This window comes from Sphingobium sp. B11D3B, from assembly GCF_025961735.1.
In the GTDB taxonomy this organism is placed as follows: domain Bacteria; phylum Pseudomonadota; class Alphaproteobacteria; order Sphingomonadales; family Sphingomonadaceae; genus Sphingobium.
Window position 1 is genome coordinate 88,370 of sequence record NZ_JAOQOF010000001.1, and the last position, 20,479, is coordinate 108,848.

At 63.9% G+C, this 20,479-nt stretch carries 23 protein-coding genes; 15 read left to right on the forward strand and 8 right to left on the reverse strand.

The window, feature by feature from the left end; all coding sequences use genetic code 11:
• The first annotated feature begins 5 nt into the window (after positions 1–5).
• The 7 genes from M2333_RS00425 to queE all read left to right on the forward strand — a co-directional run bounded on the left by M2333_RS00425 (position 6) and on the right by queE (position 6,466).
• A complete protein-coding gene (locus M2333_RS00425) occupies positions 6–1,205 on the forward strand; it encodes an aspartate aminotransferase family protein (protein WP_264593988.1) in 1,200 nt (399 codons plus the stop codon).
• Positions 1,202–2,131 carry an ornithine carbamoyltransferase gene (gene argF / locus M2333_RS00430; protein WP_264585616.1) on the forward strand — a complete coding sequence of 310 codons (930 nt, stop codon included), beginning with the start codon at positions 1,202–1,204 and terminating at the stop codon, positions 2,129–2,131. The genes M2333_RS00425 and argF overlap by 4 nt, the downstream gene beginning before the upstream one ends.
• A 135-nt stretch (positions 2,132–2,266) precedes the next feature.
• A complete protein-coding gene (locus M2333_RS00435) occupies positions 2,267–3,409 on the forward strand; it encodes an acyltransferase family protein (protein ID WP_264610484.1) in 1,143 nt (380 codons plus the stop codon).
• 47 nt (positions 3,410–3,456) lie between these two features.
• Positions 3,457–4,377, forward strand: a complete 921-nt coding sequence (locus M2333_RS00440) for an Hsp33 family molecular chaperone HslO (protein WP_264575141.1) — start codon at positions 3,457–3,459, stop codon at positions 4,375–4,377.
• Positions 4,378–4,500: 123 nt separating this feature from the next.
• Positions 4,501–4,923 (forward strand): DUF3617 domain-containing protein, encoded by a 423-nt coding sequence (locus M2333_RS00445; protein WP_264573443.1) that lies wholly within the window; start codon positions 4,501–4,503, stop codon positions 4,921–4,923.
• A 220-nt stretch (positions 4,924–5,143) separates the two neighbouring features.
• The gene (queC, locus tag M2333_RS00450) at positions 5,144–5,815 is read left to right on the forward strand and encodes a 7-cyano-7-deazaguanine synthase QueC (protein ID WP_264579607.1); all 672 of its coding nucleotides are present in this window, start codon (positions 5,144–5,146) and stop codon (positions 5,813–5,815) included.
• A gap of 9 nt (positions 5,816–5,824) precedes the next feature.
• Positions 5,825–6,466, forward strand: coding sequence for a 7-carboxy-7-deazaguanine synthase (gene queE / locus M2333_RS00455; protein ID WP_264573441.1), 642 nt, complete (start codon positions 5,825–5,827; stop codon positions 6,464–6,466).
• A gap of 2 nt (positions 6,467–6,468) precedes the next feature.
• Here the strand turns inward: queE and M2333_RS00460 are convergent, their stop codons facing one another.
• Positions 6,469–6,747 (reverse strand): hypothetical protein, encoded by a 279-nt coding sequence (locus M2333_RS00460; protein WP_264575144.1) that lies wholly within the window; start codon positions 6,745–6,747, stop codon positions 6,469–6,471.
• Between the two features lie 147 nt (positions 6,748–6,894).
• Positions 6,895–7,575 (reverse strand): lipoyl(octanoyl) transferase LipB, encoded by a 681-nt coding sequence (lipB, locus tag M2333_RS00465; RefSeq protein WP_181560432.1) that lies wholly within the window; start codon positions 7,573–7,575, stop codon positions 6,895–6,897.
• Positions 7,576–7,679: 104 nt separating this feature from the next.
• On the opposite strand from lipB, the gene M2333_RS00470 reads away from it, so the two are divergent.
• Complete coding sequence (locus tag M2333_RS00470; RefSeq protein ID WP_264610485.1) at positions 7,680–8,441, forward strand: hypothetical protein; 762 nt, start codon at positions 7,680–7,682, stop codon at positions 8,439–8,441.
• On the opposite strand, the gene hemF is transcribed toward M2333_RS00470, so the two are convergent.
• Both hemF and M2333_RS00480 read right to left on the reverse strand, forming a co-directional pair.
• Positions 8,428–9,309 carry an oxygen-dependent coproporphyrinogen oxidase gene (gene hemF, locus M2333_RS00475; RefSeq protein ID WP_181560430.1) on the reverse strand — a complete coding sequence of 294 codons (882 nt, stop codon included), beginning with the start codon at positions 9,307–9,309 and terminating at the stop codon, positions 8,428–8,430. The genes M2333_RS00470 and hemF overlap by 14 nt on opposite strands.
• Complete coding sequence (locus M2333_RS00480; RefSeq protein ID WP_264610486.1) at positions 9,306–9,764, reverse strand: tRNA (cytidine(34)-2'-O)-methyltransferase; 459 nt, start codon at positions 9,762–9,764, stop codon at positions 9,306–9,308. The genes hemF and M2333_RS00480 overlap by 4 nt, the downstream gene beginning before the upstream one ends.
• Before the next feature lie 297 nt (positions 9,765–10,061).
• Here M2333_RS00480 and petA point away from each other — a divergent pair, with 297 nt between their 5' ends.
• The 3 genes from petA to M2333_RS00495 are packed head-to-tail and all read left to right on the forward strand — an operon-like array spanning position 10,062 to position 12,835.
• Positions 10,062–10,628 (forward strand): ubiquinol-cytochrome c reductase iron-sulfur subunit, encoded by a 567-nt coding sequence (gene petA / locus M2333_RS00485; RefSeq protein ID WP_181560428.1) that lies wholly within the window; start codon positions 10,062–10,064, stop codon positions 10,626–10,628.
• A gap of 11 nt (positions 10,629–10,639) precedes the next feature.
• Entirely contained in the window at positions 10,640–11,980 is a 1,341-nt protein-coding gene (locus M2333_RS00490; RefSeq protein ID WP_181560427.1) for a cytochrome b, read from the forward strand.
• Positions 11,981–11,995: 15 nt separating this feature from the next.
• Positions 11,996–12,835, forward strand: a complete 840-nt coding sequence (locus M2333_RS00495; RefSeq protein WP_181560426.1) for a cytochrome c1 — start codon at positions 11,996–11,998, stop codon at positions 12,833–12,835.
• Between the two features lie 153 nt (positions 12,836–12,988).
• Here M2333_RS00495 and M2333_RS00500 read toward each other — a convergent pair whose 3' ends face one another.
• The 3 genes from M2333_RS00500 to M2333_RS00510 all read right to left on the reverse strand — a co-directional run bounded on the left by M2333_RS00500 (position 12,989) and on the right by M2333_RS00510 (position 15,655).
• Positions 12,989–13,852, reverse strand: a complete 864-nt coding sequence (locus M2333_RS00500; RefSeq protein WP_264579600.1) for a UTP--glucose-1-phosphate uridylyltransferase — start codon at positions 13,850–13,852, stop codon at positions 12,989–12,991.
• 172 nt (positions 13,853–14,024) lie between these two features.
• Entirely contained in the window at positions 14,025–15,326 is a 1,302-nt protein-coding gene (locus M2333_RS00505; RefSeq protein ID WP_264610487.1) for a UDP-glucose dehydrogenase family protein, read from the reverse strand.
• A gap of 71 nt (positions 15,327–15,397) precedes the next feature.
• Positions 15,398–15,655, reverse strand: coding sequence for an XrtV sorting system accessory protein (locus M2333_RS00510; RefSeq protein WP_181560423.1), 258 nt, complete (start codon positions 15,653–15,655; stop codon positions 15,398–15,400).
• A 238-nt stretch (positions 15,656–15,893) separates the two neighbouring features.
• Between M2333_RS00510 and rfbA the strand changes: the two genes are divergently transcribed.
• From rfbA to rfbB, 4 genes are read left to right on the forward strand one after another with little or no spacing between them, the layout of a single operon-like run.
• Complete coding sequence (rfbA, locus tag M2333_RS00515; protein ID WP_264610488.1) at positions 15,894–16,769, forward strand: glucose-1-phosphate thymidylyltransferase RfbA; 876 nt, start codon at positions 15,894–15,896, stop codon at positions 16,767–16,769.
• Entirely contained in the window at positions 16,769–17,314 is a 546-nt protein-coding gene (gene rfbC, locus M2333_RS00520; RefSeq protein ID WP_264610489.1) for a dTDP-4-dehydrorhamnose 3,5-epimerase, read from the forward strand. The genes rfbA and rfbC overlap by 1 nt, the downstream gene beginning before the upstream one ends.
• The gene (rfbD, locus tag M2333_RS00525) at positions 17,311–18,177 is read left to right on the forward strand and encodes a dTDP-4-dehydrorhamnose reductase (RefSeq protein ID WP_264610490.1); all 867 of its coding nucleotides are present in this window, start codon (positions 17,311–17,313) and stop codon (positions 18,175–18,177) included. The genes rfbC and rfbD overlap by 4 nt, the downstream gene beginning before the upstream one ends.
• Positions 18,170–19,240: a dTDP-glucose 4,6-dehydratase gene (rfbB, locus tag M2333_RS00530; protein ID WP_264575152.1), complete on the forward strand. Its 1,071-nt coding sequence runs from the start codon at positions 18,170–18,172 to the stop codon at positions 19,238–19,240. The genes rfbD and rfbB overlap by 8 nt, the downstream gene beginning before the upstream one ends.
• 417 nt (positions 19,241–19,657) lie before the next feature.
• On the opposite strand, the gene M2333_RS00535 is transcribed toward rfbB, so the two are convergent.
• On the reverse strand, positions 19,658–20,461 hold the full coding sequence (locus tag M2333_RS00535) for a CpsD/CapB family tyrosine-protein kinase (protein ID WP_264571107.1): 804 nt from the start codon (positions 20,459–20,461) through the stop codon (positions 19,658–19,660).
• Between the last annotated feature and the right edge of the window lie 18 nt (positions 20,462–20,479).

Consider the following 20,479-nt stretch of genomic DNA (forward strand, 5'->3'; position numbering starts at 1 on the left):
GTCTTATGTCTATCACCCCGCTCATGCCCGTTTATCCCCGGTGCGATGTGCGTCCGGTGCGAGGCGAGGGCTGCTATCTGATCGGCGAGCGCGGCGAGCGTTATCTGGATTTTGCGAGCGGCATCGCGGTCAATGCGCTGGGTCATGGCCACCCGCACCTCGTGAAAGCGATTGCCGAGCAGGCCGCGACGCTCATGCACGTCTCCAACCTCTACGGCTCGCCGCAGGGCGAGGCGTTTGCGCAGCGCATTGTCGAGAACAGCTTTGCCGATACGGTGTTCTTCACCAACAGCGGCGCGGAAGCGGTGGAATGCGCGATCAAGACCGCGCGGCGCTATCACTTCGCCAATGGCAACCCGCAGCGGCACAAGCTGATCACGTTCAAGAACGCCTTTCACGGGCGGACTTTGGGCACGATCAGCGCCACCGACCAGCCCAAGATGCGCGACGGGTTCGAGCCGCTTCTGCCGGGCTTCGATTATGTCGCGTTCAACGATCTGGAGACGGCGCTCTCCAAGATCGACGATGAGACCGCCGGCTTCCTCGTGGAGACGGTGCAGGGCGAGGGCGGTCTGACCGCCGGCAAGCCCGACTTCATCAAGGGCCTGCGCGAGGCGGCGGACAAGCACGGGCTGCTGCTGGTGCTCGATGAAGTGCAGTGTGGCTATGGCCGCACCGGCAAGTTCTTCGCGCATGAGCATTATGGCGTGAAGCCCGACGTGATGGCCGTGGCCAAGGGTATTGGCGGCGGCTTCCCGCTCGGCGCCTGCCTTGCGACGGAAGAAGCCGCTAAGGGCATGGTGTTCGGCACCCATGGCAGTACCTATGGCGGCAATCCGCTGGCGATGGCGGCGGGCATGGCGGTGCTCGACGTGCTGCTGGAGCCGGGCTTCCTGGAGCAGGTCGCGGCAACCGGCGAGCGGCTCCGCGGCGCGCTGGAGCAGCTCATCCCCAATCATGACGATGTCTTCGAGGAAGTGCGTGGCCTCGGCCTCATGCTCGGCGTGAAGCTGAAGCCGCAGGTGGAGGCGCGCAACTTCGTGGCGCATCTGCGCGACAATCACGGCCTGCTGACCGTCTCGGCCGGCGAGAATGTCGTGCGCATCCTGCCGCCGCTGGTGATCGAGCAGAGTCATATCGACGAAGCGATCGCCAAGCTTTCGGCAGGCGCCGCCAGCATCAAGGCAGAGGCGAACGCATCATGATCCGGCATTTCCGCAATCTCACGGATGCAGGCGGCGACGCGCTCGCGGCCATTCTCAACGATGCGATGGACCGCAAGGCAGCGCGCGCGGGCATGCCCAAGGGCGCTGTCGACAAGGACGCGCCGCTGGCGGGCCACACGCTCGCCATGATCTTCGAGAAGAACTCGACGCGTACGCGTGTCAGCTTCGATATGGCGATCCGCCAACTCGGCGGTTCGTCGCTGATCCTGGACAGCGGCACGACCCAGCTCGGTCGTGGCGAGACGGTGGCGGATACCGCCCGCGTGCTCAGCCGCATGGTCGATCTGATCATGATTCGCACCGACGATCACGCCAAGATCGAGGAAATGGCGCATCATGCGACCGTTCCGGTGATCAACGGCCTGACCGACCTCTCGCATCCCTGCCAGATCATGGCCGATCTGCTGACGGTCATCGAGCATGGCCTTGCCTTGCCGGGTAGCCAGTGGGCCTGGCTGGGGGATGGCAATAATGTGCTGCACTCGATCATCGAGGCGGCCGGGCTGTTCAAGTTCGACGTGCGCATCGGCGTGCCGGAAGGGTTCGATCCCGATCCGCGCTTTGCCGAAGCGGCGCGGGCTGGGGGGGCTACGATCACGCTCACTCGCGATGCGGTGGAGGCGGCCAGCGGCGCGGATGTCGTTGTGACCGACACATGGATTTCCATGGGTCAGGCCGGCGGCGACGCCAAGCTGCGCGCGATGATGCCCTATCAGGTGACGCCCGCACTGATGGCCCGTGCCAAGCCGGATGCGAAATTCCTGCACTGCCTGCCCGCCCATCGCGGGGAAGAGGTGCTGGAAGAGGTGATCGATGGGCCGCAGTCGCTGATCTGGGATGAGGCCGAGAACCGCCTCCATGCCCAGAAGTCGGTGCTGCTCTGGGCGGCGGGCCTGATTGGCTAGGACCAGCCGCCATTCAGCGGCGGCCATCATCTGAATGTTGGTCGGTGCTAAACCAGGCACAGGACATCCGGCGCCGCGCCGGAGTTCCACAGGATATGCCGGGGCGCCCAATGCGCGCTCTGGCATAATTCACGCATGATCGGCGCCGGGGCACGGCGGATTGCCGCGCTGTTCGCGCCGCCCGAGCGGACGTCGGGGCATTTTCTGCTGATCGATGCGATGCGTGGCGTGGCCGCGCTGGTCATCATCTTCTGGCACTATCAGCATTTCTTCTACCCGCCGGGCGCCGAGCGGGCGATGGCCGGCTTCCGCCCGCAGCAGCCCTTTTTCGAGGAGGCCAGCTGGCTCTATGAGCATGGCAAATATGCCGTGCAGCTCTTCTGGGTGATATCCGGCTTCGTCTTCGCCCATGTCTATCATGGCCGGAAAAGCAGCACGCGCGACTTTGTCGTGAACCGGCTCGCGCGCCTCTATCCGCTTCACGTGCTGACGCTGCTGATCGTGGCGGGCTTGCAGGGAATCGCGCAGGCGAAATTCGGCGCATTCCTCGTTTACCAGCACAATACGCTGGGCAATTTTCTGCTGCATCTTGGTCTTGCCTCCAACTGGTGGCCGACGGTGGTCTACAGCTTCAATGCGCCGATCTGGTCGGTGTCTATCGAGATTCTTGTTTACGCGCTGTTCTGGCTGAGCTTGCCGGTGCTGTTTCGCGCGGGCGTGCTTGGGCCCGCCCTGCTGGCCGCAGGGGCCATCGCCGGATGCTTCCTGTTCGAGGGCTACATCCTCTTCATGTGCGCGGCAGGTTTCTTCGGCGGCGCGGCGCTGTTTGCTGTTCACGCCAATCGCGCCATCTGGCTCTCCGTGCTGGTCGTTCTGCTGCTGGGAGCAGGGGGATGGACGAGCTGGGACGACAGTCTCGACATCCGGCGCTATCTCTCTGTTCCGCTGTTCAGCATGGCGATCGTGCTGCTGGCCGCCCTGCTGGAGCCCTGCCTGCGGGCGACCCTGTTGCAGCGGACGCGCTGGCTGGGGGATGCCAGCTACGGCATTTATCTGTGGCATTTTCCCGTCCAGCTGGTGCTGCTGCTCGCTGTACCGCGTCTGGCGACCGACCATCAGCTGGCGCGCGAGCCGGCCTTCTTTCTGATGTTTATGACCAGCGTGGTCATCATCGCGGTGCTGTCCTTCCGCCTGTTCGAGACACCGTCGCGGCGCTGGTTGCGGGCCCGGCTGGAGGCGCGGCCTCATCCGCCTGCTTCCTCGCAGGCGGCGCCTTAGACTCTCGCCCCTTAGACTTTCGTGAGGGGAGTGCCTATCTAGGCGCCATGTCAGAATTCGATCCTACCCGCACAGAGGACCGCGTCCTCGGTTTCGCCCTGCCTGCCCGCAATGTCCGGGGCCGGCTCGTGCGCCTTGGCCCTGCGCTCAACGCGGTGCTCGCCGCCCATCGCTATCCGCCCGTTATCGAGAAGCTGGTGGCCGAGGCCCTTGTGTTGGCCGCTCTGCTCGGCGCTATGCTCAAGGATGATGAGGGCCAGCTTACCTTGCAGGCGCAGACCGAGCAGGGTGCGGTGTCGCTGCTGGTCGCCGATTATATGGGCGGCGCGGTGCGCGGATATGCGCAGTTCGATGAGCAGCGCCTCGCCGAGCTGGGCGAGAATCCCACGCTCTTCGGTCTGTTCGGGAAGGGCTATCTGGCGATCACCTTCGATCAGGCTGTCACGGGCGAGCGCTATCAGGGGATCGTCCCGCTCGAAGGCACTGGCCTCGGCGCGGCGGCGGAGCATTATTTCGCCCAGTCCGAGCAGATCCCGAGCATCGTGAAAATCGCGGTTCGGCACGATGCGGAGGAGGGCTGCATCGGCGGCGGCATGCTCCTGCAGCATCTGCCCGAAGGCGAGGTGGGGCGCGAGCGGCTGCATGTGCGGCACGATCATCCCGATTGGGAGCATGTCATGATCCTCGGCAACACCCTGTCCGAGGAGGAACTGACCGATCCCGCATTGGGGCTGGAGGATATCGCCTGGCGCCTGTTCCACGAGGAAGATGAGATTCGCGCGCTCTCCAGCGCCGATTTGCGCAAGGGCTGCCGGTGCGACCCGGAACGGATTCGTGGCGTGCTGGGCCGGTTCGATCCCGCCGAGCGCACCTCCATGGCCGATGAGCGCGGGGTGATCGCGGTCGACTGCGCTTTCTGTTCGCGGATTTTCGATATCACTTTGGCCGAGTTGCAGGCCCCGCACTGAGGCGCACGCCCGCCGGCAGATTTGACAATCTGCGACAAGCCGTGCATTTCCATCGTTGAAATATTGCGGCATCCCACCCCGTCGGTCTTTGCCGCCTGCAAATGAAGAAGTGGCTGAAGCGACATGGCATTTAAGGCAGCGATGCTGGCGATCGGGCTCGCGCTGGGCAGCTTGCTGGCGCCCATGTCCATGGCGCAGGCGCCGCAGGCCGGCGGGCTGGATGCGGTCGAATCGGGCGAATGGGAGCTGCTCGAGCGGGGGAGCAATCAGGCTGCGCGCCGGATTTGCATCAGCGATGGCAGTCAGTTGCTCCAGCCCAAGCACCCCTATCGGCAGTGCGAGCGTTACCTGATTCGCCAGTCGCCGCGTGCCGTTGCCGCATCCTATGACTGCGGCGAGGGCGGCCGCGGTCGCACCGATCTACGGATCGAAACCTCGCGGCTCGTGCAGATTTCGTCGCAAGGGGTGTCGGATGGATTGCCTTTTGCGCATGAGATGGAAGCCCGACGGGTAGGGGCCTGCCGCCCCGGTGCTGCGAGGCGCTGAAGCTGAAGACATATCTCCCCTGCTCAGAGGAGGGGCAGGGGGTGGCGGCGATGCGCCAGCATCGCTTAGCCAGAGAGTGACTGTAACGGCGTTCTCCCGCTCGAGCGCAATTCTCTCCCCGCTCGCGAAACCCGAAATCATCTCATCCCGTGACAGGGGCGGGGGATTTGCGCTAGCGCGGGGCATCATGTCACCGATATCGTCTGCATCGCACGCCCCCATGGCGGTTGTCCTCCTTTCCGGTGGGCTCGACTCGATGGTCGCCGGTGGGCTGGCGCGCGAGGCGGGTTTTCGTCTGGCGGCGCTCACCATCGATTATCAGCAGCGCCACCGCGTCGAGCTGGAGGCCGCCAAGCGGGTGGCGGCCGCGCTGGAGGTGGAGCGCCATGTCGTGCTGCCGCTCGACCTCTCGCTGTTCGGTGGATCGGCGCTGACCGCTGACATCGACGTGCCCAAGGAGGGCGTGGGCGAGGGCATTCCGATCACCTATGTGCCGGCGCGCAACACGATCTTCCTCTCGCTCACGCTTGGACTGGCCGAGGTGGTGGGGGCAGAGCGCATCTACATCGGGGTGAACGCGCTGGATTATTCGGGCTATCCGGACTGCCGCCCGGAGTTCATCGCCGCGTTTCAGCATATGGCATCGCTGGCCACCAAGCAGGGCGTGGAAGGCGCGCCGGTGCAGATCGCAACCCCGCTCCAATATATGAGCAAGGCGCAGATTGCCGCCGAGGCGGCGCGGTTGGGGCTGGATGCCGGCATGAGCTGGTCCTGCTACGATCCGACGCCCGAAGGCCTGCATTGCGGCCTGTGCGATAGCTGCCGTTTGCGCGCGAAGGGCTATCAGGAAGCCGGCCTGCCCGATCCGACGCGTTACGCGACGCATCCCTGAGCCGCGCCGATGAGCTACGCCGTCAAGGAAATGTTCCTCACCTTGCAGGGGGAAGGGATGCAGGCCGGCCGCCGGGCGGTGTTCCTGCGCTTTGCCGGCTGCAACCTCTGGTCCGGGCGGGAGCAGGATCGGGCGAGTGCGATCTGCCGGTTTTGCGACACCGATTTCGTGGGGACGGACGGGGAGAATGGCGGTCGCTTCGGCGCGGCACCGGCGCTCGCGCAGGCGGTGGCCGATCTATGGGGTGATGAGACCGGCCAGCGGTTCGTCGTCATCACCGGCGGCGAGCCGATGTTGCAGCTCGATGCGGCGCTGATCGACGCGCTCCATGCCGCCGGCTTTGAAATCGCGGTGGAGAGCAACGGCACGCTGGCGGCGACGCCGGGCGTCGATTGGCTCTGCATCAGCCCCAAGGCCGGCAGTAGCGTGACGCAGCGTCGGGGCGATGAACTCAAGCTGGTCTGGCCGCAGCCTGGAATCGACCCGGCCGAGCTGCTCGGCTGGGACTTCGGCCAGTTTCTGGTACAGCCGATGGACAGCGGGACCCCGGAGGCCAATGCCGCAAACCGGGAGGCCGCCATCGCGCTGGTTCTGTCAGACAGCCGCTGGCGACTGTCCCTCCAGACCCACAAGCTGCTCGGGCTGAAGTAGGGTTACTCCGAGGCGACCGTCTCGGTGTCTTCGGAACTGGCATTGGCGGCGGGCTCGCTCGTCTGCTTGCGGCTGACGCTGCCGGCATTGCCCACGGCGCCGAGGCCATCGGCCTTCACGGCATCGAGGTCGGTCATCGAATCGTTCACCGTGCCTTCCAGCACGTTCATGTCCCGCATTTCGACCGTATTGCCCGACGTGTCCTGCGCGCCGTCGCACCCCGCGAGCGCGAGACCGCCCATGGCCGCAAGCAGGAGAAGGGGAACATGGGTCTTGCGCATCAGCGGCATCCTTTCTGGTCTTCTTGGTCGTGGCCGATTTTCCCGATCGGTCGAGGCCCCCTCGGCAGCACGAAGAGCCGGTCTTAAAGAGGGATGCCGCAGGGCTCAAGGGGCCGTGGAACCCGACCACCCCATGGCTGCGGCCGTTCACCCGCCGTCGGACTCGAGCGCTGCCAGCATGGCCGGCAGATGCGATTGGAGAATGCCATCGAGGCGGTGCATGTCGGCCGGGCGTCCCAGATCGGCGAGGCTGGTGACACCCAGATCGCTGATGCCGCAGGGCACGATGCCGCCATAATGGCCCAGGTCCGGCGCGACATTGATGGAGAGGCCGTGCAACGTCACCCATTTGCGCACCCGCACGCCAATGGCACCGATCTTGGCCTCCGCCCCGTGCGGCCCCTGCGTCCAGACACCGACGCGGCCATCCACGGTCCACGCCTCGACACCGAGATCGGCCAGCGCGGCGACCATCCACTGCTCCAGCGCGCGGACGAAGCGCCGCACATCGCGTCCGCGTCGGCCCAGATCGAGATTGAGGTAGACGACGCGCTGGCCGGGGCCGTGATAGGTATATTGCCCGCCGCGTCCGGTGACATGGACGGGAAAGACCGGCGCCAGAAGATCGGTCGAGAGCGCGCTGGTGCCCGCAGTGTAGAGCGGAGGATGCTCGACAAGCCAGATGCGCTCGCGCGCCTCGCCCGCCGCAATCGCCGCGACGCGCGCATCCATATCGGCCAGCGCGCTTTCATAATCGAGCAATCCCGGCTCGATCCGCCACTCAGGGCTGGCCGGGAAATCCTGTTCGGGGAGGGAAGGGGCGGTCATCCCGCCCGAGATGCGATCTGCGACCAAATTTGGCAAGGCATGGCTCGCCTATGGCGCGCGGGGCAGATATTGCCTATCGAGCGCGCAAACGGGAGCACAAGCGGTTGAGCAGGATCGATCTGGCAGCGATATGGGACGACGCCAAGCAGATGGGCGCGGCAAACCGCGACATTCTGGGCGCCGTGGCCGGCATGTTCATGTTCCTGCCCGCTCTGGTGGCCGAGCAGCTCGTCAAGCAGCCCGAGCCGCTCGCCGAGAATGCCACCAACGACATGATGCTGGCGCGGCTGACCCAATATGCCGAGCTGAACTGGCCTGTGCTGCTTGCCTTCGCCGCCATCTCGTCCTTCGCCGTGCTGGCGATGCACGCGCTGCTGCTGCGCGGCGAGCGACCGACGGTGCGGGAGGCTCTGGTCATGGCTCTTCCGGTCCTGCCCGGTTTCTTCCTTGCGAATCTTCTGCAGGGACTGGGCGCCATGGGCGGCTTCATGCTCTTCATTCTGCCCGGCTGCTATCTGATTGGCCGGCTGGCCTTGATTGCGCCGGTCGCCGCGGCGGAGTCGCAGCGCAACCCGCTCACTATCCTCCAGCGCAGTGCCGCGCTGACGCAGGGGAACGGGTGGCGCGTGTTCGGCGTGCTCGGCCTCATTTTCATCATGATGATCATGCTGGGGGTCGCGCTCACCTCCGTCGTGGGGGTGGTCGCCGAGCTGTTGCTGCCGGCCGACATCGCCGACCTGCTGATCGCGATGGTCTCCGCGCTGGTGGAAACCGCCCGGACGGTCCTCGTCGTGCTGATCTGCGCCGCGCTCTACCGTGCGATGGCGGGTGCGCCGGCAGCCGGAGCGCCGTTCAGCTCCAGGTGACGCGCGGCGGCAGGCTCATCAGGATCGCGTCGATATTGCCGCCGGTCTTGAGGCCGAACAACGTGCCGCGATCATGCACGAGGTTGAACTCGACATAGCGGCCGCGCCATTCGAGCAGTTGCGCTTCCTGCTCCGCCGTCCATGGCAACCCCATGCGGCGGCGCACGATTCGCGGAAAGGCTTCCAGAAACGCCTCGCCCACCGCTTGCGTAAAGGCGAAGCTCTCCTCGAACGGCCCTTCGAGATGATCGTAGAAAATCCCGCCCACGCCCCGGTGAACCTGCCGGTGGGGAATGTAGAAATACTCCTCTGCCCATTTGCTGAAGCGCGGATAGTAGCTCTCGTCATGCGCATCGCAGGCGCGGCGCAGCGTGTCATGGAAGTCCGCTGTGTCTTCCTCATAGACGATGGGCGGATTGAGGTCCGCGCCGCCGCCGAACCAGCGCTTGGTCGTCACCAGCATGCGCGTGTTCATGTGCACGGCCGGCACATGCGGATTGGCCATGTGCGCCACGAGGCTGATGCCGGTGGCGAAAAAGCCCGGCTGCTCTTCGCCCGCGCCGTGGATCGTACGAGCGAATTCGGGCGAGAAGGCGCCGCCGACCGTGGAGACATTCACCCCGACCTTCTCGAACACCTTGCCCTTCATCACCCCGCGCACGCCGCCGCCGCCACCGCCCTGTTCGATCGGGCCGGAGGGCTGGCCGTCACTCTCGCGCCACCAGGACAGATAATCGAACGCCGCATCGCTGCCCGCTTCCCGCTCGATGGCTTCGAACGCGGCGCAGATCCGGTCCCGCAGGCTTTCGAACCAGGCGCGGGCGGCCAGCTGTTGATCGTCGAGGCTGTTGGGAGCGGTGGAAGTCATGCGGGGAAAAGTCCGGTCTGTCTGAGAGCTTCGCCAAGCGCGATGCCAGTTGCCACCGCGACGTTCAAGGAGCGAAAGCCCGGCGCCATGGGAATCCGCACGCGCAAAGCCGCTTGTGCGTGGATCGCCTCGGGCAGACCGGCGCTCTCGCGGCCCAGCAAGAGGATGTCGTCGCGCTGGAAGCTGGCCTGAGGCAGGGGCACGCTGCCGACGCTGGTCAGCGCCACCAGACGCGCGCCATCCTTCAGCCGCTCGGCGATGAAGCTCTCAAAGTTCACATGCCGCGTCACATCGGCCTGCGCGCCATAATCCATGGACGCCCGGCGCAGCTGCGCGTCGGACACCGGAAAGCCGCAGGGAAGGATGATGTCGACCGGGATCTGCCAGCAGGCGGCCAGTCGCAGGATGGTGCCGACGTTGCCGGCGATATCGGGCTGATAGAGGGCGATGCGCATCCTCACCTCCTAGCCACGGCCCCTGCGCAATCCCACCCCTGTTGCGCCCGGCTGGAAAAAGGCGGGCGGGCCACGAAATTGAAGGTTGGCAAATCGCAATCAACGGCGCTATCAGGCGCCCGAACGCGCCGGGACCATCCTGGCGTGCGGTGTGTCGTATCATTCGGCGGACGAGCGGACTTCCGGCCAATAAGGAAGCCTTTCGGTTCGACGCGCGATCGACTGGCGCCCGAATCGAGATTTCGGCGTGCACGACGCTCTCGGGCGATCGTGGACAAAGGGAGGCAATGACAAAGCATGGCCACTGAAGTGCAAGGGACGGAAGCTGTCATGGACGATGGCGAAGGCGTGCGTCGTCGCGACTTCATCAACATCGCAGCCGTGAGTTTCGCTGGTGTTGGCGGTCTCGCCGTTCTGTATCCGCTGATTACCCAGATGAGTCCGAGTGCGGACGTGCTGGCGCAGGCGACGACGGAAGTCGATCTGTCGGCGATCCAGGCCGGCCAGGCGATCAAGACGGTGTTCCGCTCGCAGCCGCTGTTCGTGCGGCATCTCACGGACAAGGAAATTGCCGAGGCGGACGCCGTCAACGTCTCCACCCTGCGCGATCCCCAGACGCTGGAAGAGCGCACGGTCGACGGCAAGAAGCAGTGGCTGATCACCATGGGCGTGTGCACCCATCTGGGTTGCGTGCCGCTCGGTGCCGGCGAGGGTGAGAACCGGGGCGAGTTCGGCGGTTATTTCTGTCCGTGCCACGGTTCGAGCTATGATACTGCCGCGCGCATCCGCAAGGGGCCTGCGCCGAAGAACCTCGTGGTTCCGCAGTATAAGTACACCTCCGACACCGCCATTCTCGTAGGCTGAGGATAAAGATAATGAGCTTTCCCTGGGCTGAGCATTACACGCCGAAGCATCCCGTGATGAAGTGGGTGGATGAGCGCTTGCCGCTCCCGCGCTTCGTCTACAACGCCGTCGGCGGCGGCTATGAAGTGCCGCGCAACCTCAACTATTTCTGGAACTTCGGTGTCCTCGCGGGCGTCGCGCTGACGATCCAGCTGATCACCGGCATCATCCTCGCCATGCATTATGCGGCGAATGCCGGCGTGGCGTTCGATAGCGTCGAGCACATCATGCGCGATGTGAACTCGGGCTGGCTGCTGCGTTATGCGCACGCCAACGGCGCGAGCTTCTTCTTCATCGTCGTCTATCTCCACATTTTCCGCGGCCTCTATTACGGATCGTACAAGGCGCCGCGCGAAATGGTGTGGCTGCTCGGTGTGGTCATCTTCCTGCTGATGATGGCGACGGCGTTCATGGGCTATGTGCTCCCCTGGGGTCAGATGAGCTTCTGGGGCGCGCAGGTGATCACCGGCCTCTTCGCCGCCATTCCGGTGGTGGGTGAGCCGATCCAGACCTGGCTGCTCGGCGGCTTCGCGCCTGGCAATGCCGCGCTCAACCGCTTCTTCTCGCTCCACTATCTGCTGCCCTTCGTGATCGCGGGTGTCATCATCCTGCACATCTGGGCGCTGCACATTCCCGGCTCGTCCAACCCGACGGGCGTGGAAGTGAAGGGGCCGCAGGATACGGTGCCGTTCCATCCCTATTATACGGCGAAGGACGGTTTCGGCCTCGGCGTGTTCCTCATCCTCTTCGCACTGGTGCTGTTCTTCGCGCCGAATTCGATGGGTCACCCGGATAACTATATCCAGGCCAACCCGCTTTCGACGCCGGCGCACATCGTGCCTGAATGGTACTTCTGGCCGTTCTACGCCATTCTGCGCGCCTTCACGATGGATCTGGTGATCCCGTTCACCGGTATCGTGCTGGTTCCCGCGAAGCTCCTCGGCGTGATGGCGATGTTCTCGTCCATTCTGCTGCTGTTCTTCCTGCCGTGGATCGACACCTCGCCGGTCCGCTCGGGCAACTACCGCCCGCTGTTCAAGAAGTTCTGGTGGCTGCTCATTCTGGACGTGCTCGTGCTCGGCTATTGCGGCGGTGCACCGGCGGAAGAGCCCTATGTCATGATCAGCCAGATCGCTTCGGCTTATTATTTCGCGCACTTCCTGATCATCTTGCCGATCATTGCGTCCATCGAGCGACCGCTGCCGCTCCCCGGTTCGATTACCGAAGCGGTGCTGGCCAAGGGCAAGTTCGAGGGAGAACAGTCTGCACCTCCGGGCATGGGCAGCGATACCCAGCCCACCGGCGCAGCTTAATTAAGGGGTCCGTCAATGGTTCGTGTCCTGGCCTTCCTTGTCGGCCTGTTTTTCTCCGGCATGCTGCTGCTCAGCTTCATCTGGGGTGGGGTCGCTTATGTGAGCGAGCCGCCGCAGCCCACGGCTGAGAAGGAGTTCCACCTCCACCCCGAAAAGGCTGGCTTCAGCTTTGAAGGGCCGTTCGGCAAATTCGATCGCGCGCAGTTGCAGCGCGGCTTCCAGGTCTACACGGAAGTCTGCTCGGCCTGTCACTCGATCCATCAGGTGGCGTTCCGCAGCCTCGCCGACCTTGGCTATAATGAAGCCGAGATCAAGGCGATCGCCGCAGCCCGTCAGGTGCCGTCGATCGACCCCAGCACGGGTGAACCCAGCACGCGTCCGGGGGTGCCGGCGGACAAGTTCCCGCTGGTCTATCCGAACAGCGTGGCTGCCGCTGCCGCCAACAACAACGCCATTCCGCCGGATCTTTCGCTGATCGCGAAGGCCCGTCATGACGGTGCGAACTATGTTCATGCGCTGCTGACCGGTTATCGTGAGCAGCCGGCCGAATTGCTGCGCAAGTTCCCCGACGCGAAGACGCCGGAGGGGCTGCACTACAACCCGTACTTCGCGAACCTCAATCTCGCGATGGCGCCGCCGCTGACGGCCGAAGGTCAGGTGACCTATGGCGAGGGTCAGCCCAAGCCGACCGTCGACCAGATGGCCACGGACGTCGCTGCCTTCCTGATGTGGACGGCCGAGCCGAAGATGGAAGCGCGCAAGAGCACCGGCATCGCCGTGGTGATCTTCCTGCTGTTCGCGACGGTGCTGGCTTACATGTCGTACCAGAACATCTGGGCGAACAAGAAGCACTGAGGGTTCAAGTCCGGGTCGATAGACCCGACGAGATAAGAAAAAGGGCGGATCGCAGGATCCGCCCTTTTTTATGTGCCGATGGATATTGGAGATGGCGCTTGCGTCAGGCGCTGCTGCGCAAGCCTAGGGTCGTTGCGTCGGAGTCGGCGCCTCTCAGGCGAGGAAATCCCGAGCCCAGCTCTTGAGATCGCCGCCCATGGCATCGTCGCGACAGGCGAGCGCGAAATTGGCTTGAGCAAAGCCGAGCTTCGAGCCGCAGTCGAAACGCTCGCCATCGAAGGTCACGCCGTGGAAGGGCTGCTGGCCGATCAGCTTCGCCATGGAATCGGTGAGCTGCACTTCGCCGCCCGCCCCAGCTTCTTGCGTGGCAAGCAGGGCCATGACCTCGGGCTGCAGAATATAGCGGCCGGGCAGCATCAGGTTGGAGGGCGCCGTGCCCAGCGCCGGCTTCTCGACCAAGCCCCGGACCTCTGTCAGCACGCCGTCGCGGGCGCCCGGATCGATCACGCCATAGCTAGGCGTCTCGTCCATCGGCACTTCAAGCGCGCAGACCAGATTGCCGCCGACTTTCTCATATTGCTCGATCATTTGGGCCAGACATCCCTTCTGACGGCCGACGAGAAGCTCGTCCGGCAGGATGATGGCAAAGGGCTCGTCGCCGATGATATCGCGCGCGCACCAGATCGCATGGCCAAGGCCGCGGGGTTCCTGCTGCCTCACGAAGATCGCATTGCCGGGCGTCAGGCGCGTGCCTTCCAGCGCCGCGACGCTCTTGCCGCGGTCGGCCTGCGTCCGCTCCAGCTCGAAGGCGATATCGAAATGGTCCTCGATGGCGCCCTTGCCGCGCCCGGTGACGAATATCATCGTCTCGATGCCGGCTTCCAGCGCTTCATCGACGGCATATTGGATCAGCGGGCGATCGACGACGGGAAGCATTTCCTTCGGCACCGCCTTGGTGGCGGGCAGGAAGCGGGTGCCAAGCCCGGCGACCGGGAAGACAGCTTTGCGTATCGTCAAATGAACCCCCTGATTGCTCTGTCAGTCGTGGACGTGCCTATCGAGCATTAAGGTAAAGATACCGCATATTGTTCGATTGGCCGCCCCAAAGGCCGGATGAAAAGCCCCGCTTTGTGGTGGCATCCATCAGGCCGAGGTCAGAACGGTCGGTGGGAAACTCGGTTCCGCCGAATTACCGACCGACGGCCGTGTAGGAGAAGCCGGCCTCCTCGACCAGATCGCGCGGGTAGAGGTTGCGCAAATCGATCATCACCGGCGTCTTCAGCAGCGACTTGATGCGGGCCAGATCGAGCGCGCGGAAGGCGTCCCACTCGGTGATGAACACCAGCGCATCGGCGCCGGCCATCGTGTCATAGGCATTGCCGAAATAGGTGACGTCGCGCAGCACCAGCTTGGCCTGCTCCATGCCCTCGGGATCATGGGCGTGGATCTCGGCGCCTGCGTCCTGCAGCGTCTCGATGATCGCGATGGCGGGCGAATCGCGCATGTCGTCCGTATTCTGCTTGAAGGTGAGGCCGAGCACGGCGATGGTCTTGCCACGCACTTCCCCGCCCATCGCCTGAATGACCTTGCGCCCCATGGCGCGCTTGCGCGAATCGTTCACGGCGACGACCGTTTCGACGATCCGCTGCGGCGCCTCATAATCCTGCGCGGTCTTCAACAAGGCGAGCGTGTCCTTGGGGAAGCAGGAGCCGCCAAAGCCGGGGCCGGGGTGAAGGAACTTGGCGCCGATGCGATTATCCAGGCCAATGCCCCGCGCGACCTCATGCACGTCCGCGCCCACCTTCTCGCACAGATCGGCGATCTCGTTGATGAAGGTGATCTTGGTCGCGAGAAAGGCGTTGCCGGCATATTTGGTCAGCTCGGCACCGCGCCGGCTCATTTCGATTACCGGTGAGCGGCCGATGACCAGCGGGCGATAGATCTGCCGCATCACGTCCAGCGCCCGGCGATCATCGCCGCCGATCACGACGCGGTCGGGGCGCTTGAAGTCATCGATTGCCGCGCCTTCGCGCAGGAATTCCGGGTTGGAGATTACGGCAAAATCTGCGTCGGGGTTGGTCTCCCGAATGATCCGCTCGACCTCGTCGCCAGTGCCGACGGGCACGGTGGACTTGTCGACCACCACGGTGAAGCGTTTGAGAAACGGCGCAATTTCCGCGGCCGCGCCATAGACATAGCTCAGGTCCGCATGGCCATCGCCGCGCCGCGAGGGCGTGCCGACGGCGATGAAGATCGCATCGGGATCCGCGAGCGCGTCTGCCGCTTGCGTCGTGAAGGACAGCCGGCCGGCCGCGACATTGCTGGCGACGAGATGATCGAGGCCGGGCTCGAAGATGGGGATGCGGCCTTCCTGGAGGGCGTTGATCTTCGCATCGTCCTTGTCGAAACAGATGACGTCATGGCCAAAATCCGCGAAGCACGCGCCAGAGACGAGGCCCACATACCCCGAGCCGATCATTGTAATTCTCACAGGAACACGCCCTTTTTGCCGTAATCACGGTGGATGCGCCGGCAGCCCGACGCCGCCAACAGGCGCAAGGCCTATTTAAAACTGGGCTTCAACACCAGCCAAACATAGGCCACCACGCCGACCAGCAGCAAAATCCCGGCAGCATGCATGACCATGCTGTCATGCTCGATCGCATAATTGCCGGCCTGGTTGGCAATGGCGCAGCCAAGCGCCGGCGGCAGATAGTCGATCATCCGGTCCGGCGGATTTTCCATCGACGAGCGCTGGAGGAACAGCACGATGATGCCAGCAAATATCGCCAGAGAGAGCCAGTCATAAACTGTTTCCATGCAGTCTTCTCCCGTCAGGCGGCACAATTTTTGATCGCAGGATCGATCGGTCCGAAACCGCTAATTTTTCTGAAATGAAAACGCAAAGCGATTCACGATCTTTTCGTCCTATGGCTGCATAATCCCGCCATGCCAAAATGGTTCAGGCTCGGGACCGGCCGAAAATGGTCGCCTTGCATTGTAGAAGTGATGCGTTACCTCGGGGCGCCCGTCCGGGCACAGGCATGGAGTGTTGCTATTGCGTAAGGGAATCATTCTGGCAGGCGGATCGGGGACGAGGCTCTATCCGCTGACCAAGGCTGTCTCCAAGCAGCTCATGCCGGTCTATGACAAGCCGATGATCTATTATCCGCTCTCGGTGCTGATCATGGCGGGCATTCGGGAGATCATGATCATCACCACGCCGCATGATCAGGCGGCATTCCAGGCCTTGCTGGGCGATGGAAGGGCGCTGGGTCTCGACCTGCATTATGCCGTGCAGCCAGAGCCCCGTGGTCTGGCGCAGGCTTATCATATCGGTGCGGATTTCGTCGGCACGGACCCCTCCGCGCTGATCCTCGGCGACAACATCTTCTATGGCCACGGGCTCACCGAGCTATTGCAGGCCGCCAATGCGCGCGATCAGGGCGCGACGGTGTTCGGCTATAATGTCAGCGACCCCACAGCCTATGGCGTCGTCTCCTTCGATGCCGACGGGAAGGCGCAGACGATCGAGGAAAAGCCCGCGCAGCCCAAATCCAATTATGCCGTCACCGGCCTTTATTTCTACGACGGGCAGGCGGTGGAGCGCGCGGCCGGGCTGGCACCTTCCGCTCGGGGCGAGCTGGAGATCACCGATCTCAATCGCGTCTATCTAGAAGCCGGCGAGCTGAATGTCGAGCTGATGGGGCGCGGCTATGCCTGGCTCGACACTGGCACGCATGGCTCGTTGATCGACGCGGCCAATTATGTGCGGATTACCGAGGAGCGTCAGGGCCTTAAAATCTGCTGCCCGGAAGAACTGTGCTGGCGCATGGGCTTTATCGATGATGCGCAACTACTGGACATCGCCGAGCCGCTGCGCAAGTCCGGCTATGGCGAGTATCTCCTCAAGCTGCTGGACGGCAAAGCCTGATGAACCTCATAGAAACGGCCATTGATGGCGTCTTCATCATCGAGCCGAAGGTTTTCGGCGATGAGCGCGGCTTCTTTTTGGAAAGCTGGAATGCGCGGGCGTTCAAGGATGCCGGGCTCGAGATCGACTTCGTGCAGGACAATCACAGCCGTTCCTCGCGCGGGGTACTGCGCGGGCTGCACTATCAGCAGCCTGGCCCGCAGGGAAAGCTGGTGCGGGTCACGGCCGGCGCGGTCTTCGATGTCGCTGTGGATATGCGCCGGTCCTCGACCACCTTCGGCAAATCGGTGGGCGTCGAACTGAGCGCGGCCAACAAGCGGATGCTCTGGGTGCCTGAAGGCATGGCGCACGGGTTCCTGTGCTTGGAGGATGGCACGGACTTTCTCTACAAATGCCGCGGCTTTTACGATCCCAGCCATGAGCACAGCCTGCTCTGGAACGATCCGGCGCTCGGCATCGACTGGCCGCTGGGGGACATCGTGCCGCAGCTTTCAGCCAAGGACATGGCGGGCAAGCCGCTGGCGGATGCGGTGACTTTTCCGTGAAGGTCATCATCACAGGGGCCGGCGGTCAGCTCGGCCAGGCTCTGCAGCGATGCGCGCCCGAGGATGCGGACATTGTCGCGCTGGACCGGGCCGCGCTGGATATCGGGGACGCGGCGGCTGTTTCGGCCTGCGTCGCCGAGGTTCAACCCGCGCTCATCCTCAATGCGGCCGCCTATACCGCCGTGGACAAGGCAGAGAGCGACCGCGACCTGGCGTGGCGCATCAATGCTGACGGGCCGGGGAATCTGGCTCGTGCGGCAGCGTCAAGCGGCGCAAACTTAGTGCATGTCTCGACCGATTTCGTGTTCGACGGCACGTCTGGCATGCCCTATCGGCCGGACAGCCCCGTTGCACCGCTGGGTGTCTATGGAGCCAGCAAACGGGCAGGGGAGGAGGCGGTGCTTGCGGCGTCTCCGCAAGCCCTCATCGTGCGGACGGCCTGGGTCTATGGCGACACCGGCCATAATTTCGTGCGGACGATGCTGCGCCTGGTGGCGGAGCGGGACGAGGTCCGGGTGGTCGCCGACCAGATCGGCACGCCGACTTATGCCGCCGGGCTGGCCGACGTCCTCTGGCGGTTGCAAACCGCAGGGGCAAGCGGCCTCCATCACTGGACCGACAGTGGCGCGGCGAGTTGGTATGATTTTGCCGTGGCGATTCAGGAGGAAGCGGTCGTGCTCGGCCTGCTGAACCGGGCCGTTCCGATCGTGCCGATCAGCACCCGCGATTATCCTACGCCGGCGCAAAGACCCTCTTATTCGGTTCTGGACAAGAGCAGCACCGTTGCGCACATCGGCGCACCCGCGCCGCATTGGCGCGTCCATCTTCGTGACATGCTCGGAGTGATCAAGGCGAATGGCTAATCTGCTCGTCACCGGCGGTGCCGGCTTCATCGGCGCGAACTTCGTGCATTATTGGCGCACCCATCATGCCAGCGACGTTGTCACGGTTCTGGATGCGCTCACTTATGCGGGCAATCCAGCCAATCTCGATGGCCTGAGCGATGTCGAACTGGTGGTGGGCGATATCTGCGATACGCCGCTGGTCGAGGATCTGCTGGCCCGCAAGCAGATCGACACCATCGTCCACTTCGCTGCCGAGAGCCATGTCGATCGCTCGATCACAGGGCCGGACGCCTTCGTGACAACCAATGTCATCGGCACGCACAGCCTGCTCAAGGCTGCGCGCAAGCTGTGGCTTGATACCGGCACGGGCCGTCCGCACCGCTTCCATCATGTCTCGACCGACGAGGTGTATGGCTCGCTCGGGCCGAACGATCCGGCGTTCAGCGAGACCACCGCTTATGCGCCCAACTCGCCCTATTCGGCCAGCAAGGCGGGTTCGGATCATCTGGTGCGCGCCTATCACCACACTTATGGCCTTGAGGTCACGACGAGCAATTGCTCGAACAATTATGGCCCTTATCAGTTTCCCGAGAAACTGATCCCGCTGTTTTTGCTCAACTGCCTCTATGGCCGAAATCTTCCGATCTACGGCGACGGCATGAATGTGCGCGACTGGCTGCATGTCGAGGACCATTGCCACGGCATCGAGAAGGTTCTGCAGGTCGGGCGACCGGGCGAGACTTACAATATTGGCGGCGGTCAGGAACTGCCCAATCTCACCGTTATCGAGGAGATTTGCGCGACGGTGGATCGCGCCTTCGCTGCCGATCCGCAACTTGCCCAGCGCTTCCCCGACGCGCCCGCCGCGCGGGGACAGGCGTCCGAGACGCTGAAGACCTTCGTCACCGATCGCGCTGGGCACGACCGGCGCTACGCGATTGACGAAACCAAGGCGCGCTCGGAACTGGGCTATGCGCCACGCCGCACCTTCAGTGAAGGCTTCGCGCAGACGCTGGACTGGTATCTTCGCAATGAGCAGTGGTGGCGGCCGTTGCTTGAGAAGGCCGCTGCTGGCCAGTGACGGGGGGCGGATCTCGGATCCGCGCGACCCTTCGGATCGCTGAGCCCTCTCTCAGCTTCGACCAGGCAGCACGCTGCCAAGTCTGCGCATCCCTCTCCCTCAGAGGGAGAGGGTCGGAGTGCAGCGCTATCGGCCTTTGATCGAACTCATGACGTCGGCCTGACGCCCGACGAGCCGGCCCACCACCCTCGTCACCCCGGGCTTGACCCGGGCCCCGCTAGGCTTCTTGCGGGGGAGGGAGTTTCAACCAAACCGTGCATTCGAGCGCCGGAATGTAATTGAGCATTAGGAAGCTGGACCCCGGGTCAAGCCCGGGGTGACGGTGGGGAACTGGGGGCACTCTAGCCCCTTTAGCGAGGACAGTCCTTCCAGTGCGACCAGTCAGGCAGCGCGGGATGCGTGAACCTGCCTCGCCGTTCAGTCTTCCTTGCTGAAGTAATCCGTATATTTGCCGTAACCGCCGTAGGAATAGCCATAGGGGTCGGTCACGCCGCCATCGTAGCGGTTGAGGACGGAACCGAGGCATTCGGCGGGGTCGAGCAGGCGGATCGAATCGGTGACCTGCTTCTGGTTGGTCCGGCCCTGTTCGATCACCATCAGATAAGCATCGACATGGCCGGCGATCACCATGGCGTCGTCATTGGCGAACACGGGCGGCATGTCGAAGAGGATGATCGTATCGTCATCCAGCGTGCGCAGGGCTTTGACGAACCGGTCGAAGCGGTCGCCGGCGAGCAGCGGCATGCTGTCGAGATCGTTCGAATAGCAGGGGTAGAGCGTGAGGTTGGTGCCTTCGACATGGCGGCCGATCTTGCGCAGATCGTCGGTTTCGCCGGCGAGGAAGCGCTCCAGGCCGACTTCGCCCACCAAGCCGAAATTCTGCGCGAGCGAGGCCCGGCGAATGTCGAGGTCGAACACGAGGACCTGCTTGCCGGGCAGGCGGCTCAGCGTGGCGGCAAGATTGGCGGTCAGGAACGACTTGCCGGCACCGGGAGCCGGGGAGGTGACCCCGATGATCCGGTGCCCGCCCGCTGCCATCCGCTTGACCACCTGCGAGCGCAGCAGGCTGAACGGGCGGGAGGCAAGGTGCCGGTTGCTGAACGCCACGACATGCTGGGCTTCGAGAAGCTTCGGGTCGGGCGTGAACAGCGCCGTCTCATTGGGCGCGGGAATGCGGAAAGGCGCGCCCTGCAGGGCCGATGGCGCAAGCTGATCAGACAATGCTCAAACTCCTTGGAT

Bases quoted from the DNA above. Each gene is read 5' to 3' on its own strand.
- M2333_RS00425 (WP_264593988.1), top strand. From the start codon at position 6: ATGTCTATCACCCCGCTCATGCCCGTTTATCCCCGGTGCGATGTGCGT.
- argF (WP_264585616.1), top strand. From the start codon at position 1,202: ATGATCCGGCATTTCCGCAATCTCACGGATGCAGGCGGCGACGCGCTC.
- M2333_RS00435 (WP_264610484.1), top strand. From the start codon at position 2,267: ATGATCGGCGCCGGGGCACGGCGGATTGCCGCGCTGTTCGCGCCGCCC.
- M2333_RS00440 (WP_264575141.1), top strand. From the start codon at position 3,457: ATGTCAGAATTCGATCCTACCCGCACAGAGGACCGCGTCCTCGGTTTC.
- M2333_RS00445 (WP_264573443.1), top strand. From the start codon at position 4,501: ATGGCATTTAAGGCAGCGATGCTGGCGATCGGGCTCGCGCTGGGCAGC.
- queC (WP_264579607.1), top strand. From the start codon at position 5,144: ATGGCGGTTGTCCTCCTTTCCGGTGGGCTCGACTCGATGGTCGCCGGT.
- queE (WP_264573441.1), top strand. From the start codon at position 5,825: ATGAGCTACGCCGTCAAGGAAATGTTCCTCACCTTGCAGGGGGAAGGG.
- M2333_RS00460 (WP_264575144.1), bottom strand. From the start codon at position 6,747: ATGCGCAAGACCCATGTTCCCCTTCTCCTGCTTGCGGCCATGGGCGGT.
- lipB (WP_181560432.1), bottom strand. From the start codon at position 7,575: ATGACCGCCCCTTCCCTCCCCGAACAGGATTTCCCGGCCAGCCCTGAG.
- hemF (WP_181560430.1), bottom strand. From the start codon at position 9,309: ATGACTTCCACCGCTCCCAACAGCCTCGACGATCAACAGCTGGCCGCC.
- M2333_RS00480 (WP_264610486.1), bottom strand. From the start codon at position 9,764: ATGCGCATCGCCCTCTATCAGCCCGATATCGCCGGCAACGTCGGCACC.
- petA (WP_181560428.1), top strand. From the start codon at position 10,062: ATGGCCACTGAAGTGCAAGGGACGGAAGCTGTCATGGACGATGGCGAA.
- M2333_RS00490 (WP_181560427.1), top strand. From the start codon at position 10,640: ATGAGCTTTCCCTGGGCTGAGCATTACACGCCGAAGCATCCCGTGATG.
- M2333_RS00495 (WP_181560426.1), top strand. From the start codon at position 11,996: ATGGTTCGTGTCCTGGCCTTCCTTGTCGGCCTGTTTTTCTCCGGCATG.
- M2333_RS00510 (WP_181560423.1), bottom strand. From the start codon at position 15,655: ATGGAAACAGTTTATGACTGGCTCTCTCTGGCGATATTTGCTGGCATC.
- rfbC (WP_264610489.1), top strand. From the start codon at position 16,769: ATGAACCTCATAGAAACGGCCATTGATGGCGTCTTCATCATCGAGCCG.
- rfbB (WP_264575152.1), top strand. From the start codon at position 18,170: ATGGCTAATCTGCTCGTCACCGGCGGTGCCGGCTTCATCGGCGCGAAC.